The organism is Rhizobium sp. CSW-27 (assembly GCF_018760785.1).
Lineage (GTDB): Bacteria > Pseudomonadota > Alphaproteobacteria > Rhizobiales > Rhizobiaceae > Neorhizobium.
This window is the reverse complement of the sequence record NZ_JAHHZO010000004.1, coordinates 49949-65299: the sequence shown is the minus strand read 5'-3', so window position 1 is coordinate 65299 and position 15351 is coordinate 49949. Positions and strand designations below refer to the sequence as shown.

The window sequence follows — 15351 nt, the reverse complement described above, 5'->3', positions numbered from 1 at the left end:
ACCTTTCCGGGCCGCCTGCCCCGTACGGCTCACATCCGCCTGCCCTGGGCCGGTGTGCGGGCCACCGGGAACCGTCGGTCCAGTCTGTTCTGGGTGCGACAAGCCTTGCCGCTCTCCTCCTGTACGGTCCACATATCGAAGAACACCGATCTGCTTCGAATGTATATCGACAATCGAAGTGAATAAATTAAGGCAGTTCATTGTTTTGTATATCTTATAAGAAAGTCACATTTTTGTTCGAAAAATGTCCGAATTGGGCTGGACGAACGAGACATACACTCTAATTCGCATTGCAGCATACCGCGTATTCCAGTCATGAATGTCGTTTTTGGACCCTTGCACGGTCAATGAGGATTTGCGCCCATGAAGATCATGCTCGTCGGAAATATGGGTTACGTCGGCCCTGCTGTGGTCAGGCAGCTGTATTCATCGCCGGAAGGTTGGGAAATCTGCGGATTTGATACCGGTTACTTTGCCCACTGCCTCACGGCGCGAGGCTTGCCGGAAACACTGCTGTCGAACCAGCATTTCGGGGATGTGCGCACCTTCCCCGCAGCGCTGCTGGCCGGCGTCGATGCCGTTGTCTATCTTGCGGCCATCTCCAACGATCCGATGGGTGCCCGCTTCGAAGAGGTGACGATGGCGGTCAATCAGGATGCGGCGTTGCGGCTGGCGCGGCTTTGCGTAGAGGCCGGTGTCTCGCGCTTCGTCTTTGCCTCCAGTTGCTCGCTTTACGGCTTTGCCGAGGGCGATGCCCGCCGGGAAGAGGATGCTCTCAACCCACTGACCGCCTATGCGCGCTCCAAGGCCGGGGCCGAGGACGGGTTGCGGCAGATCGCCGAGGATACCGGCCTCAGCGTTACCGCTCTTCGCTTTGCCACTGCCTGCGGCTATTCGAGCCGCACCAGGCTGGATCTGGTGCTGAACGACCTCGTCGCCTCGGCGCTCACCCGGGGCCGCATCGATGTGTTGAGCGACGGCAGCCCCTGGCGGCCGCTCATCCATGTGCGCGACATGGCACGTGCCATCGAATGGGCCGTGGGCCGTGCCGCGCAGGGCGACTTTCTTGTGGTCAATGTCGGCGCCGATCAATGGAACCATCAGGTGATCGAGCTGGCCGAAGCCGTCAGCGGGGCGCTGTCCGGCACGGCAATCTCCGTCAATCGCGATGCGCCGCCCGACAGGCGGTCCTACCGGGTGGATTTTTCGCGCTACGTGGAACTGGCGCCGAACCACCAGCCGCAGGAGCGTCTCGAAGAGACGGTGCGCGAGCTTGCCGAGGAACTCGACCGCTGGCTGGCACACATTCCGGACTATCGCACCTCCAGTCTCATCCGCTTCAACGTGCTGGAAGACTGGCTGTCGCGCGACGCACTGACACCGGATCTCTTCTGGCGCGACAGGCGGTCTGCCGGCCCCGGCCGGACCGCCGTTTCACCGCTGCCGATTGCCGTCTGAAGCCCGACGGGAGGCCGGCCGGCAGCCTTGCCCGCCGGAGTGCCGAATCCATCCGCCAATCCCGCTCGTGCCCGCAGCCTGTGCACGGCGCAACAGGAGCATGCCATGATCTTTCATGAGACTTCCCTGCCCGGTGCCTATCTGATCGAACCCGAGAAGCTTGGCGATTCACGCGGCTTCTTCGCCCGGGTCTTCTGCGAGAGGGAACTGCAGCAGGCCGGGCTCGAGAGCCGCTTCGTGCAGGTCAACAACTCGCTGAGCCATCGCACGGGCACACTGCGGGGCATGCATTACCAGACGGCGCCTGCCGAAGAGGTCAAGCTGGTGCGCTGCATTCGCGGCGCGCTGTGGGACTGCATCGTCGACATGCGCGCAGGATCGGCAACCATCGGCCAGTGGTTCGCAGCAGAACTTTCCGCAGAAAACCGCCGCATGATGTATGTGCCGAAGGGTTTTGCCCATGGCTTCCTCACCCTCACGGCAGACACCGAAGCGCTCTATCTGGTGAGCGCCTTCTACCAGCCCGGCCACGAACGCGGCTTGCGCTGGGACGACCCCGCGCTTGAGATCGACTGGCCGCTGACCCCGGTGGAAATTTCGGAAAAGGATTGCAGCTGGCCGCTTCTGTCGCCGCAGCGCATGCCGGCCGCCGCGATGTCGGCCTCTTCCCTGACCCGGACCGTCGCTTCGGAGGCACCATGATCATCGTCGATACGGCCATCAGGGACCGTGAACGCAGCGGGCGGCCGGTGCTGGTCGGCATGTACGGCGCCGGGTTCATGGGGCGCGGCACCCTTATCCAGGTGGAACGCCACATGCCTGCCCTGCGTTTCGTGGCAATCTGCAACCGAAACGTCCAGCGGGCCATCGAGGCCTTCGAGGCGGCCGGCATCGCACGGCGTGACATTCAGCACGTCGATACGCCGGCGGCGCTGTCCGAGGCCATTCATGCCGGCCGGCGCGCCGTGACCGACGATCCGGACCTGATCGCCGCCTGCCCGCATGTCGAGACGGTGTTTGAGACGACCGGGCATGTGGATTACGGCGCGCGGGTGGCGCTTGCCTGCATCGCCCACCGCAAGGACGTGGTGTCGCTCAATGTGGAACTCGATGCGACCGTCGGGCCGCTGCTGAGGCGCAAGGCGGAAGCGGCGGGCGTCATCTACAGCTGCGCCGATGGCGATCAGCCGGGCGTCACGATGAATCTGGTGCGGCATGTGGAGGCCATGGGGCTTCGGCCGCTGGTCTGCGGCAACATCAAGGGCCTGCAGGACCGGACCCGCAACCCGACGACGCAGGCCGCCTTCGCCGCGCAGTGGAACCAGACGCCGAGCATGGTGGCAAGCTTCGCCGACGGCACCAAGATGACGGCGGAGCAGGCGATCGTGGCCAATGCGCTTGGCCTCAGGGTGCCGCAGCGCGGCATGATCGGCCGCGAGTTTTCCGGCCATGTGGATGAACTGGTGGATTTCTACGACATCGAGCGGTTGCGGGCCGAAGGTGGCATCGTTGATTATGTTGTCGGCGCCCGCCCCAGCCCCGGCATTTACGTGATTGCCGAGGCGAAGGATGAGAACCAGGCTTTCTTCCTCAATCTCGGCAAGCTCGGGCCAGGCCCCCTCTACAGCTTCTACACCGCCTGGCACCTCACCGTGCTCGAATTCGGCCTGTCGATTGCGAGGGTCGCGCTGTGTCGTGACGTGGTTATCGGCAATACGCGTGCACCGAGCGTCGATGTCGTGGCTGCCGCCAAGCGCGACCTCAAGGCCGGCGAAGTGATCGACGGCATCGGCGGCTATCTGACCTATGGCACGGCGGAAAACTACGACATCTCGCGCCGGGAAAACCTCCTGCCGATGGGGCTTGCCGAGGGCTGCGGGCTGGTGCGTGACGTGCCGCGCGATGCTGTGCTGACCTATGACGACGTGACGCTGGCATCCGGCTCGCCTGCCGCGGCCCTTCGCCAGGAGCAGGACCGGCTCTATCCGGTTGCATCCGCAGGCCTATTTTCGCCCGCCGACCGCATGGAGCGGTTGGCCGCACTGCAGGGAGGTCGCCCATGAAGGTCGTGATCTTTGCCGGCGGCTATGGCAGCCGGCTTTCGGAAGAAACGGCGCTGCGGCCAAAGCCCATGGTCGAGGTCGGCAACCGGCCGATCATCTGGCACATCATGAAGATCTACGCCCATTACGGCTTTTCCGATTTCGTGGTGCTGGCCGGCTACAAGGCCGATTCCATCAAGTCCTATTTCCTCAATTACACCGCCATGAGCCGCGATTTCTCTGTCGACCTGGCAACGGGTAGGGTCGCCTGGCACCAGACCGATATCGAACCCTGGACGGTCACCGTACTCGATACGGGGCTCGAGACGATGACTGGAGGGCGGCTGAAGCGGGCGCGCGAGGTGATCGGCTCCGGGCGATTCCTGCTGACCTATGGCGACGGTGTGTCGAACACCGATATCCGCGCCGCCATCGCCACTCATGAGCAGTGCGGCAACTGGCTGACGCTGACGGCAGTCAGCCAGCCCGGCCGATACGGTGCGCTGAAACTGTCGGAGGACGTGCGGCAGGTCAACGGTTTCCGCGAGAAGGGACCGGGAGATGGCGGCCTGATCAATGGCGGCTTCTTCGTCTGCGAGCCGGAGGTGTTCGACGTAATCGATGGTGACGAGACCGTCTGGGAAGAGGAGCCGATGGCACGCATCCTCGACCGCGGCAAGCTCGGTGCCTACTGGCATCAGGGCTACTGGCAGAGCATGGATTCGCTGCGCGACAAGATCCTTCTCGAGAAGGAATGGCAAAGCGGCAGGGCGCCCTGGAAGATCTGGGGCTGAAGGCACGACGGGAGGCTGAAATGCAGATGATGACCGGCAGACCGAAAGTTGCGATCGACCTTCCCTTTGATCTTCTCCAGACGCTCAGGCTGGCGCATGCCATCGCCGAAAGCGGCTTTACCCTTTGCATCCGCCCGGAGGATGCAATCAAGGTGAGGCAGTTGCGCCGGGTCTTCGACCTTCCGGTCGAGGTGGGCACGCACGACGTGCCGCATCTGCCCTCGCTTTACATCGATCATCTCTCCCCATCGACGCGCATCGGAACGATCAGTCGGCCGATCGTCATGCCGCAGCAGATTATCCACCATTGCCGCGTGCGCTGGCCGATTGACCGGAAGATGGACGTCTCCTTCGCCGGCCTGCTGACGGAGAGCCGGCGCGAGACGATCAATGGCTGGCTTGCCGCATCCGGTCTGCAGAAGATCCGCCTGAAGGAAAGGGACATGTCGCTGCGCGGCCGCATCCAGCGCAGGGTGGCGCGCATGCTGCATCGGGGCTCCGGCGAAACGATCCGCACCGACAACATCACCATCATCACCTCCGACCAGGGACGGCTGTTTCCGCTGAAATCCTGGAATCCCGGCTATTACGACGTGCTGCTCAATTCGAAATACGTCCTGTGCCCCAGCGGCGATTTCAAGGCCCGCGGCATTGCCTGGACCTATCGCTTCTTCGAAAGCATCCTGTGCGGTGCCATTCCGGTGATCGAGGAACCCTGCCCGGCCTATGAGGGTTTCCAATATCGGAAAATGGGCGAGCCGCTCGGCGATCTTGCCTGGCAGGCACAGGCGGCCGAGCACAATTTCCAGCTGGCCCGCAGCCGCATTTCCGTGCCGGTCGACGAGATGCGGGCGGAGGTGCTGCGTCTGATCGAACAGGCGCAACCGCTTCAGCAGGTGGCGGACTATGACAATGGCATCTATGCCACCTGAGCGAAGGGGCCAGAGCCGGTCAGCGCCGCACGAGATCAAGCACCAGCCGCCGCTGGGTGAGCGCCAGCAGCACGGCATAGACGATGCCGCCAAGCGCGACGCCCGCGGCAAGCTGCAGCACGGCGCCCTGGAGCGCGAGCCACCCTTCCGACTGCGCAAGCCTTACCGCGACCGCCATGGCCGCGGCAACCGCGAGCGGCAGAAGTGTATCGCGCATCCCCTGAGCAAGCGGCAGCCGCGCCACCTTGAGCACCACCGCGAGGTAGGCGAGCAGCACGAACACATTGGCGATGCAGAGCGCGAGGCACAGCCCCTCCAGCCCGTTCAGCCAGGCGCCGAGCGTCATCGCAGCCACCACGGTGATGGCCCGTCCCAGGCCGAACCACCAGAGCACGGAGGCATGGCCGGTCGCCTTCAGGTAGGGAATGAAGCTGCCGCAGGGCGACATGATGCCCTTGGAGACGGCCAGCAGGCCCAGCACCGGCGCTGCAAAGGCCCATTTCTCGCCGAACACCACCGTCATCGCCGGCTCCGAGACGGCCCAGATCCCGAACAGCATCGGCGCCAGCAGCAGCGTCGTGGCGCGCGTCGTGCGCGACAGCACCTCTGCCTGGCGCGCATTGTCCTCGTTCAGGCGGCTGAACGAGGGAAACAGCACGCTCATCAGCCCGGTCAGCACGATCTGGTTCGGCAGATCGGAAAGCCGGTTGGTGAGATTGAAGGTGCCGGCCTGCGGCAGGCCGAGCATGCGGGTGATGATGACGATGGGCGACTGAAAGGAGAGGAAATTGACGAAATCCGCCCCCACCAGCCGGATGCCATAGCCCATGTGCCGCTTCAGTTCGATCGAGGAAAAATGCAGGCCCGGCAGATAGGCCGCGGCCAGAAACAGGCCGACGAAGCGCAGGACGGCGCTGACATAGAGCTGGGCGATCAGGGCCCAGATGCCGAAGCCGCCCAGCACCACGGCAATCGCCGCGATCGCTCCCAGTGCTTCCGCCACCACGGTGACGAAGGCGTCGCGATCAAACGCCATGCGCCGTGCCAGTTGAGAGCTTGCCACATCCGGCCCGAGATAGAGCACGAAGAGCGGCGAGAAGACCTGCAGCAGCCAGCTGGCCTGCGGCGCCCCCAGCAGCGTCGCCAGCGGATCTGCCCAGACGAACACGGCAAGCGCCAGCAGGATGGAGACGCCGAGATTGGTCCAGAAGACGGTGTCATCGCTGACGACATCTTCGCGCGCATCGCGGATCAGCCCGGCCGTCAGGCCCGCCCCGGCAAACATCAGCAGGAAGGTGATGACGATCATGCCGCTCGCCACCATGCCCAGTTCCTCCGGTTCGAGGTAACGGGCCAGGATCGGAACGCTGATGAACTTCAGGGTGAAGATGGCAATCTTGGAGGAAATGCTCCAGACGACGCTGGTCAAGGTCTTCCGCTGCTCTGCCATCCACCCTCTCCTGACCCGCGCCACCGGCCGCACCGCGCAGCCAGGGTTGCCGTCTGCCGTCCGCTGCAGACGATGGCAGGGAAACGTCATTCCATGGCCGATCTAGGGCAGGCTTGCTGCACTGCAAGAGAAATCATGCTGCGAGCGCGCAACGCCTTCGGCCACGACAGGCGCGATCTCCAGTTGACGCCACCCCGGCCCGCACGATAAACCCGACCCCGAACCGCGGCGCATGGCGCCGAAGGCATGCGGAAGAGTGTCCGAGTGGTTTAAGGAACCGGTCTTGAAAACCGGCGTGCGGGAGACCGTACCGTGGGTTCGAATCCCACCTCTTCCGCCATCGCACACATTGCCGAAGGTGGCGTCACACCGGTTGGCCAAGCTATGGCCGCTCGAACGGCAGCATGTTCCTCAATCCGGCGCCGCAGTCGGCATGCCGCCCGGCGCCAGGCCTTCGGGTTTTTCGGTGGCGCGGTTTTGTGCTTCTGTCATGCGGGCCTCATGCTCCGCGGCCTCGCGGGCAAGGTCGTGCCGCGGTTCGGACGTTGCGCGCGTTGGCGCTACAGGATCTGGCAAAGCTTCGGTGCCTCTTGCCTCCGGTTCGGCCTGTTCCGGACGTTTCAGTCCGAGTTCCGTCAGCAGGCTGCTGGTGGCGGTGGGCTTGGTGTCGCGGTGTTCGGCTGTCATGGTCAATCTCCCTTTGATGGCGAAACAGTCGACAGGCACGTCGGTTCCGATTGTTGCACCATGAGGGTCCTGCAGAAGCCGAGAACTGATCAGCTTCACGCAAGCCTGGTGGATCATCTGATTGTCTGTCGCAAATGTGCGTCATGTGGCGCCGACAGGATCATGAGGATCGGACAATGGTGAATGACATGAATGTTGTTCTCGACTGGCAGCAGCGAGGCATGAGCGCCCGCGTTCTGGGGCTGCGCCCAACAGACAACCCGCTGCTGGCCAGGCGCCCTGCCCGATACGGCGTGCCTTTGGCGGAATGGCAGGAAAAGTGCGAGGCCTGGGCGTTTGGCTGGAGCATCGAAGATGCCAGCCGTCATTGAAGACCTGTCGCAACGTGGCGTTGTCGAAGACCGATGTCCCGGGATGCGGCGACCCTGTCTCGCTGCGGCACAGGGTGAAAATCGGTTAACCCTTCCGCAAGCATAAGCTTGAACGCCGCCTCGTCTGTGTCATCCTTGCGGCACGGACAAGGAGCTGACGTCCATGGGTCAGAGACATATCTTCGCCGAAGAGGCCGAACTCGATATCTGTCGCCGCTTCCAGGTGGAGGCGGCCATGCTGGATCTGATCGCCGCGCTGCGGGCCAAAGGTCTGGAGGAGGCGGAAATCGCATTGACGCTGGCCGATGCCGCCGAGGATTACGTTCTGCGGCTGGCGCAGCAGAATGGCACCGCCGAAGACGCGCTTTTCTATCAGTAAGGTCGGCTATCAGTAAGGTCGCCGGCAGCGGCGGGCCGAACAGGCAGTGACGGGAACGGAAACATCGCCCGCGGGTTGGGAAACCGGATCCGGGCCGTGTCAAGCGGACGCGACGGCGATGGAGAACATGGGCATTTTTCCGCTTTCTGCCCATGGCCGACGGATTGGCAGGCGAGCTTCTCACCCGTCCGGTCCGGCTCCAGCAGTTTTCCGCTGTTTTGCGGGTGTCGTCCGAAGCCTTATTCCGCCGCCTTCGGCAGTTCGACATCCAGTTCGTAGGAATAGCCTTCCAGCATGGAATAGGCCTGCTCGATCACCTTGATCTCGGCCTCCGCCTTGCTCATGGCATCGGCGATCGCATCGCAACGGGCAGACAGCATGCGGCCGAGAACATCGCTTTCCGGCCGGCGGCCGATGCGGTCCATGTGATTGCGAATGCGGCCGCGGTGCCGCTCCAGTTCCAGAATGTGGAAGCGGGTGTTGACGATGCGGTCGGTCAGCTTGCGGCGCATGGCGGCCACCGGATCGAAGCTGCCGGGCTGGCGCTCGTCCAGAATGATATCGTTGACCAGCGCGTCGAGCATCATCAGGCCTTCGAGATCCTTGGCATCCGTCAGTTGTGGATCAAAGCCGGTGTCATCGTAGATCTTGCGGCGGACAGGATCGAGCAGCAGTTCGTAGGAGGCCTTCAGCTTGGAAAAAGTCTCGACATCGCCGCCGGAATCCGGATGCGCGCTCTTTGCCCGGTGGCGATAGGCGGATTTGATTGCCGGGCCATCGGCATCGCGCGGCACGCCAAGCATCTTGTAGGGATCTGTCACGGTTCCACCGGGCGTCTGGCTATCCAAGGTTACCTCTCGTCGTCTCATTCGCCGGAAGGGATCAATCCCTTACCGCATCCTGTGGCAAAACGGGGGCCGGACTGCCCTTTTCCCCAGCCTTTGCCATTGGCACGAGGCGCTGGAGCAGGCGCGGCACGCGCCCCTGCGCCACCGGTGCCATGATGAAGCTGAGACAGAGGAAGGGCAAGAGCAAGGCGAAGCTTGCGGCCAGTCCCACATGTTCGGCAACGAAGCCCAGCAGCGGCGGCACGCCGATACTTGAGAGCAGCAGCGTCAGCGACAGGGCAGCCAGATTGTCCGCCGCCGGCCCGCGCCCCAGTTCGATGGTCGTGGCAACCGCCAGCGGAAAGCCGAGCGCCACGCCGCAGCCCATGAGGAAGAGACCAAGGGCGGCCAGCGGCAGGCCACTGGTCGAAAGCAGGATAGCGAGGCCGATTGCCACGCAGGTGGCGGAACCGCGCACCAGCACCAGCGGCCGGAAGCGCTCGCGCAACCTGTCGCCCACTAGTCGCGTGGCGCCCATGCCGACGGTGAAGCCCGCATAGAGCACGCCGGCGGTCGTCGCATCCGCCTGCAGCACCTCGCGAAGATAGAAGATGCCCCAGTCATAGACGGCGCCTTCGCTGATGCCGATGCCGAAGACCATGATGCAGATCATGACGATGATCCGGTCCGGCAGCACGAAGACGGGCCGGCGCCCGGCCGATGGCGCGCGTGGCTGGCGCGGTTCGACCGGGGCGATGCGCAGCACGATCAGGCAGCTGATCGCCACCACCACGGCGGCGGCGCACTGATGCACGAGCGGCGAAACTTCGCGTCCCGCCAGAACGCCGGAAATCAGCGACCCGACCAGCAGACCGATCGACCAGAAGCCATGGCTGCGCGACAGCACCTTCTGGCCGGTGCGCTTTTCGATGCCGGTCGAGATCATGTTGGCCGCCACATCATGAATGGTGCGGAAAAAGCCGAACAGCAGGAACAGCAGGAAGAAGCCCCAGACTGGCGCCACCGTCAGAAGCGGCGTGATCAGGCCGGCCACCGCCAGCATCAGCGGGGCCGCCACGCGCGGCGTCAGCCGTTCCGTCACGCGCCCGGCAAGCGGCAGCGCCATGAAGGTGCCAACCGGCGCGCCGAGCAGGGCGAGCCCCAGCACGGCCTTGTCCACGCCCAGCGTCTCCTGGATCGCCGGAAGGCGGGTGAAGAGCGAAACGAACAGCAGCGCATTGCAAAAGAACAGGAGCGCGGGCGGCGCGAGAATCATCATGGGGAATGTCCGGGGGCGGGATAGGCGATCTTCTGTCGCATTCGTGCGGGGCAAGAACAAGCCCGGAACAGAAGCGGATCGGTGATCGGCCGCACTATTGGCGGCGTAGTGACACCATGGCGACAGTTGCCGCCAGCGGCGCAGGGGCGACATCGCTTCCCTTCGCCGGAAAATGGCGTAGTCTCAAAGGTTCACGAGAAGGAGAATGTGCGCATGGCGTTTCGACCTTTCCATGCTGTTCTTCTGCTGGGCCTCGCCGGCGGACCCTCGGCTCTGGCCGAGGATCCGGTCGCCGATGCGCAGAAGATCATTTCCAGCCAGATCACCGCGTTGATGGCCGGCAATGCACGCGAAGCCTATGCCTTCGCCTCCCCCGCCATCCGCAGCCTCTTCCCCAGCGAGGGCCGCTTCCTCGACATGGTGCGCCGACAGTATGCGCCGCTCTCGCAGCCCGGCCGTTATGCCTTCGGGCGCGCCAAGGCGGTTGCCGGCGGCGAACTGGTGCTGCAGGAAGTGATCGTCACCGGCCGCGATGCCAAGGACTGGAGCGCGATCTACGAGATGCGCCTGCAGGATGACGGCAGCTATAAGGTGAACGGCGTGCGGGTGCTTGAAAAGACCGCAAGCACCGGCATCTGATGACGATAGAAGATCCGTCGCTCAGTCGTCGCCACGTGCCCAGGCTTCCTGCGTTTCGGCCATGAAATCCTCGTAACGGCCCTCGGCAATCGCCTTGCGGATGCCCTGCATCAGTTCCTGGTAATAGGAAAGATTGTTCCAGGAGAGCAGCATGCCGCCCAGCGCCTCGTTTGAGCGCACCAGGTGGTGCAGATAGGCGCGCGAATAATCGCGTGTCGCCGGGCAGTTCGACTGCTCGTCGAGCGGCCGCATGTCTTCGGCATGCTTGGCGTTGCGGATATTCACCTTGCCCTTGCGGGTGAAGGCGAGACCATGGCGCCCCGAACGGGTCGGCATCACGCAGTCGAACATGTCGATGCCGCAGGCAACAGACTTCAGGATATCGTCCGGGGTGCCGACGCCCATCAGATAGCGCGGCTTTTCCGTCGGCAGCACCGGCAGTGTGATGTTGAGCATGTCCAGCATAACCGCCTGCGGCTCGCCGACCGCCAGTCCGCCGACCGCATAACCCTTCAGATCCAGCGCCTTCAGCCCTTCGGCGGAGCGTACGCGCAGTGCCAGCTGGTCGCCGCCCTGGACGATGCCGAACATCGCCTTGCCCGGCTGGTTGCCGAAGGCGATCTTGCAACGCTCTGCCCAGCGCAGCGAAAGCTCCATCGCGCGTTCGATCTCCTTCGGCTCTGCCGGAAGCGCCACGCATTCATCGAGTTGCATCTGGATGTCACTGTCGAGCAGGCCCTGGATCTCGATCGAGCGCTCCGGCGACATGTGATGCGTGCTGCCGTCGACATGGCTCTTGAAGGTGACGCCCTTCTCGTCGAGCTTGCGCAGGCCAGACAGCGACATCACCTGGAAGCCGCCGCTATCGGTCAGGATCGGTTCCGGCCAGCGGATCAGCTCGTGCAGACCGCCAAGCCGCGCCACACGCTCCGGGCCGGGCCGCAGCATCAGATGGTAGGTATTGCCGAGAATGATGTCGGCCCCGCCTTCCCGCACTTGATCGAGATACATGGCCTTGACCGTGCCGACGGTGCCGACCGGCATGAAGGCCGGTGTGCGGATCGTGCCGCGCGGCATGGAGATTTCGCCAAGGCGCGCCTTGCCGTCGGTGGCCTTCAGGGTGAACTGGAAGTTTTCGGTGGTCATCAGATGGTCTTCCGGAAGAGCAGGCTGGAATCGCCATAGGAATAGAAGCGATAGCCCGTGGAAATCGCATGGGTATAGGCCGCGCGCATGGTGTCCAGCCCGGCGAAGGCGGAGACCAGCATGAAGAGCGTCGAGCGCGGCAGGTGGAAATTGGTCATCAGCACATCGACGGCGCGGAAACGATAGCCGGGGGTGATGAAGATATCGGTGGCGCCGGACCAGACCTTGATCGTACCGTCCTCGGCAGCCGCACTTTCCAGAAGCCGGAGCGAGGTCGTGCCGACGGAGACGATCCGCCCTCCCCGCGCCCGGACCGCATTCAGCGCTTCGGCGGTGGATGCCGGCACATGGCCGATCTCGGAATGCATCTTGTGTTCGGCGGTATCGTCTGCCTTGACCGGGAGAAAGGTTCCGGCGCCCACATGCAGCGTCACGAAATGCCGCTCGATGCCGGCCGCATCCAGTGCTGCAAACAGATCCGGCGTGAAATGCAGGCCGGCAGTCGGCGCCGCAACCGCACCCTCCTCGCGGGCATAGATCGTCTGGTAGTCGCGGCTGTCCTGTTCGTCTTCCGGGCGCTTGGCAGCGATATAGGGCGGAAGCGGAATATGCCCGACGGCCATGATCGCCTCGTCGAGCGAGGGACCCGAAAGATCGAACCGGAGCGTCACCTCCCCGCCATCGCCCTTTTCCTCCAGCACCGCATCCAGCGTGCCGAGGAAGCAGGTGCTGCCGGAATGGCCGAAACGGATGCGATCGCCGATCTTCAGCCGCTTGCCGGGCTTGGCAAAGGCCTTCCAGCAATCCGGGGCGGTGCGCATGTGCAGCGTCGCCGAAACATGGAGGTCCGGAGCTCCCTCGCGCGAGCGGACACCTTCCAGCTGGGCCGGGATGACCTTCGTGTCGTTGAACACCAGCGCATCGCCGGGTCGCAGGAAGGACGGCAGGTCGCGCACCACGTGATCCTGAAACAGGGTCGCCCCGTCCGGCTGGACGACGAGCAGGCGGGCGCTGTCGCGCGGGCTTGCGGGCCTCAGCGCAATGTTTTCCTCCGGCAGGTCGAAATCGAACAGGTCTACGCGCATGGTCTAAACCGAATGCTCCTGGCTGTGATGCTGATGTCATCTGGCCTTCACGGGCCTGCGCCGCTGATAAAGCCAGATGCCCGAAAAGAAAAGCGCCCCGGCAGAGCCGGAGCGCCCGATTATGTGCCAGATCGCGGGATCAGGCCGCGATGTCGGCCGCGACCTTCATCGACACGATCGAATCCGGATCGGAAACCGGCTCGCCCTTCTTGACCTGGTCGATGACGTCCATGCCTTCGACGACCTGGCCCCAGACGCTGTACTGCTTGTTCAGCCAGGGTGCATCGGTGAAGCAGATGAAAAACTGCGAATTGGCCGAGTTCGGGTTCTGGGCGCGTGCCATGGAGCAGGTGCCGCGTACATGCGGCACGGCGGAGAATTCGGCCTTCAGGTCAGGCTTGTCGGAGCCGCCCATGCCGGCGCGGCCCGGATTGAAGTGCTCGCCGCCCTTCTTGCCGAACTTCACATCGCCGGTCTGTGCCATGAAATCGGCAATCACGCGGTGGAACACCACGCCGTCATAGGCGCCTTCGCGGGTCAGTTCCTTGACGCGGGCCACATGGCCGGGCGCGAGATCCGGCATCAGGGCGATCACGACCTTGCCCTTCGTGGTTTCCATGATGATGGTGTTTTCCGGATCCTTGATCTCGGCCATGTTTCTCTCCTTGAGATGTTGGGGCTTGCCGCCCGTTATTTCCCGACGGTGACCTTGATCATCCGGTCGGGATTGGAAACTTCGCCATTGCCGCCCTGGCCGCGCTTGATCTTGTCGACATTTTCCATGCCGGACACGACCTTGCCGATGACGGTGTACTGGCCGTTCAGGAACGAGCCCTGATCGAACATGATGAAGAACTGCGAATTGGCGGAATTGGGATTCTGCGAGCGGGCCATGCCGATGGTGCCGCGCTCGAAGGGAACCTTCGAGAATTCTGCCGGGATGTCTGGCAGCTCGGATGCTCCGGTGCCGACGCGGCGGGCATCGAAACCCTTGGCCATGTTGCCATACTGCACGTCGCCGGTCTGGGCCATGAAACCGTCGATCACGCGGTGGAAGGCCACGTTGTCATACTTGCCTTCGGCGGCGAGCTTCTTGACCTGGGCGACATGCTTGGGCGCGACCTCGGGCATCAGCTGGATGACGACGGGGCCGTCCTTCAGCTGGATGGTCAGGAAATCGTCTGCGGCGGCCAGCGCACTCGATGCGAAGGACGCAACGGCCATGGCGCCGGCCAGGGCGAGGGTGACAAGTTTCATGCGGGAACTCCGTGTTTCAAAATGCGCTCAGCGCTTCAGCTTCCGGTTCAGGGCGTCGAGAACGGGAGACGGTACGAAAGCCCGCACGTCACCGCCCATGGCGGCGATCTGGCGAACCAATGTGGCCGTAATGGGCCGCGACGCCGTGCCCGCCGGCAGGAAGACCGTCTGGATGTCTGGCGCCATCTGCGCATTCATGCCGGCCATCTGCATTTCGTAATCGAGATCGGTTCCGTCCCGAAGGCCGCGGATCAGGAGACTTGCCCCGTGTTCGCGCGCCGCCTGCACCACCAGTCCGTCGAAAGCGACCACATCCAGCATCGCGACCCGCGCCGGCAGCACTGCTTCCAGCGAACGACGAATGAGATCGGCCCGCTCCTCGAACGAAAACATCGGCACCTTGCCCGGATGAACGCCAATCGCAACCGTCAGCCGGTCTGCCACATTCAGCGCCTGGATGAGCACATCCAGATGGCCATTCGTCATCGGATCGAAGGATCCCGGATAGAAGGCTGTCCTCATTGCACCTCGCCTGACGGTCTGCACGCCTTGTGTCACGGACGCCCGCCGCGTGCAAGCGGTGAGCCACGTGAACGACGGATGAATGGCCCGTTCAAGGCCGTTTCAGGCCCCGCATGCTTTCATCGGACCATCGAAACGGGGTCATCGACCCGCAGCCAGTGGAGAAATGCCCATGCTCGTCATCATGATGCTGGCTGCAGCAGCCCTCTCGCTGGCGGCCGAGATCCTGTTCCTCGATCGGAGGCCCTGCCCAAAACCTTACCGAATCCTGAACGCCAGATGAACGGCGCTTTCAGGGAGGCTTCAGCGGCGCTTCTGTAAGTACCAGTCACGATAATGCGGAACCCCCGGACGCGATCCGCGTTCTGGACAGCGAAAAGGAAGTTGGAAATGTTCGCCAAGAGAAAAACGGTCATGCCCGACACGATTACCATGATCAACGTGGTATGGACGGCCGTGATCGCAGTCATGATGACTGCTACC

Annotated in this window: 17 protein-coding genes and 1 tRNA gene; 9 read left to right on the top strand and 9 right to left on the bottom strand. The window is 63.5% G+C overall.

Annotated features, from left to right (window positions below; translation table 11 throughout):
- The first annotated feature begins 363 nt into the window (after window positions 1-363).
- The 5 genes from KLP42_RS09260 to KLP42_RS09240 all read left to right on the top strand — a co-directional run bounded on the left by KLP42_RS09260 (window position 364) and on the right by KLP42_RS09240 (window position 5226).
- Window positions 364-1458 carry an NAD-dependent epimerase/dehydratase family protein gene (locus tag KLP42_RS09260; protein WP_215566035.1) on the top strand — a complete coding sequence of 365 codons (1095 nt, stop codon included), beginning with the start codon at window positions 364-366 and terminating at the stop codon, window positions 1456-1458.
- 105 nt (window positions 1459-1563) lie between these two features.
- A complete protein-coding gene (rfbC, locus tag KLP42_RS09255) occupies window positions 1564-2160 on the top strand; it encodes a dTDP-4-dehydrorhamnose 3,5-epimerase (protein ID WP_215566033.1) in 597 nt (198 codons plus the stop codon).
- Entirely contained in the window at window positions 2157-3521 is a 1365-nt protein-coding gene (locus KLP42_RS09250; protein WP_215566031.1) for an NAD(P)H-dependent oxidoreductase, read from the top strand. Before rfbC ends, KLP42_RS09250 begins: the two co-directional genes overlap by 4 nt.
- Complete coding sequence (gene rfbF / locus KLP42_RS09245) at window positions 3518-4294, top strand: glucose-1-phosphate cytidylyltransferase (RefSeq protein WP_215566029.1); 777 nt, start codon at window positions 3518-3520, stop codon at window positions 4292-4294. The genes KLP42_RS09250 and rfbF overlap by 4 nt, the downstream gene beginning before the upstream one ends.
- Entirely contained in the window at window positions 4255-5226 is a 972-nt protein-coding gene (locus KLP42_RS09240; RefSeq protein WP_215566027.1) for a glycosyltransferase family 47 protein, read from the top strand. Before rfbF ends, KLP42_RS09240 begins: the two co-directional genes overlap by 40 nt.
- Window positions 5227-5245: 19 nt before the next feature.
- On the opposite strand, the gene KLP42_RS09235 is transcribed toward KLP42_RS09240, so the two are convergent.
- Window positions 5246-6676 carry a lipopolysaccharide biosynthesis protein gene (locus tag KLP42_RS09235; protein ID WP_215566025.1) on the bottom strand — a complete coding sequence of 477 codons (1431 nt, stop codon included), beginning with the start codon at window positions 6674-6676 and terminating at the stop codon, window positions 5246-5248.
- A gap of 250 nt (window positions 6677-6926) precedes the next feature.
- Here KLP42_RS09235 and KLP42_RS09230 point away from each other — a divergent pair.
- Window positions 6927-7016, top strand: a tRNA-Ser gene (locus KLP42_RS09230).
- Window positions 7017-7087: 71 nt separating this feature from the next.
- Here KLP42_RS09230 and KLP42_RS09225 read toward each other — a convergent pair.
- Window positions 7088-7363: a hypothetical protein gene (locus KLP42_RS09225; RefSeq protein ID WP_215566023.1), complete on the bottom strand. Its 276-nt coding sequence runs from the start codon at window positions 7361-7363 to the stop codon at window positions 7088-7090.
- Window positions 7364-7539: 176 nt separating this feature from the next.
- On the opposite strand from KLP42_RS09225, the gene KLP42_RS09220 reads away from it, so the two are divergent.
- Together KLP42_RS09220 and KLP42_RS09215 are read left to right on the top strand one after the other, a co-directional pair.
- Window positions 7540-7734: a CrpP-related protein gene (locus KLP42_RS09220; RefSeq protein ID WP_215566021.1), complete on the top strand. Its 195-nt coding sequence runs from the start codon at window positions 7540-7542 to the stop codon at window positions 7732-7734.
- A gap of 163 nt (window positions 7735-7897) precedes the next feature.
- On the top strand, window positions 7898-8113 hold the full coding sequence (locus KLP42_RS09215) for a hypothetical protein (protein WP_215566018.1): 216 nt from the start codon (window positions 7898-7900) through the stop codon (window positions 8111-8113).
- 239 nt (window positions 8114-8352) lie between these two features.
- Here the strand turns inward: KLP42_RS09215 and KLP42_RS09210 are convergent, their stop codons facing one another.
- A complete protein-coding gene (locus KLP42_RS09210) occupies window positions 8353-8916 on the bottom strand; it encodes a J domain-containing protein (RefSeq protein WP_252192912.1) in 564 nt (187 codons plus the stop codon).
- A 79-nt stretch (window positions 8917-8995) separates the two neighbouring features.
- Complete coding sequence (locus KLP42_RS09205; RefSeq protein ID WP_215566014.1) at window positions 8996-10219, bottom strand: MFS transporter; 1224 nt, start codon at window positions 10217-10219, stop codon at window positions 8996-8998.
- 213 nt (window positions 10220-10432) lie between these two features.
- On the opposite strand from KLP42_RS09205, the gene KLP42_RS09200 reads away from it, so the two are divergent.
- Window positions 10433-10858 (top strand): DUF4864 domain-containing protein, encoded by a 426-nt coding sequence (locus tag KLP42_RS09200; protein ID WP_215566013.1) that lies wholly within the window; start codon window positions 10433-10435, stop codon window positions 10856-10858.
- A gap of 21 nt (window positions 10859-10879) precedes the next feature.
- On the opposite strand, the gene tgt is transcribed toward KLP42_RS09200, so the two are convergent.
- From tgt to coaD, 5 genes are all read right to left on the bottom strand, one after another.
- Window positions 10880-12004 carry a tRNA guanosine(34) transglycosylase Tgt gene (gene tgt, locus KLP42_RS09195; protein ID WP_215566011.1) on the bottom strand — a complete coding sequence of 375 codons (1125 nt, stop codon included), beginning with the start codon at window positions 12002-12004 and terminating at the stop codon, window positions 10880-10882.
- A complete protein-coding gene (gene queA, locus KLP42_RS09190) occupies window positions 12004-13089 on the bottom strand; it encodes a tRNA preQ1(34) S-adenosylmethionine ribosyltransferase-isomerase QueA (protein ID WP_215566009.1) in 1086 nt (361 codons plus the stop codon). The genes tgt and queA overlap by 1 nt, the downstream gene beginning before the upstream one ends.
- A gap of 139 nt (window positions 13090-13228) precedes the next feature.
- Window positions 13229-13744: a peptidylprolyl isomerase gene (locus tag KLP42_RS09185; RefSeq protein ID WP_215566007.1), complete on the bottom strand. Its 516-nt coding sequence runs from the start codon at window positions 13742-13744 to the stop codon at window positions 13229-13231.
- Window positions 13745-13779: 35 nt separating this feature from the next.
- A complete protein-coding gene (locus KLP42_RS09180) occupies window positions 13780-14346 on the bottom strand; it encodes a peptidylprolyl isomerase (RefSeq protein ID WP_215566005.1) in 567 nt (188 codons plus the stop codon).
- 27 nt (window positions 14347-14373) lie between these two features.
- A complete protein-coding gene (gene coaD, locus KLP42_RS09175; protein WP_215566003.1) occupies window positions 14374-14868 on the bottom strand; it encodes a pantetheine-phosphate adenylyltransferase in 495 nt (164 codons plus the stop codon).
- Window positions 14869-15351 lie beyond the last annotated feature (483 nt).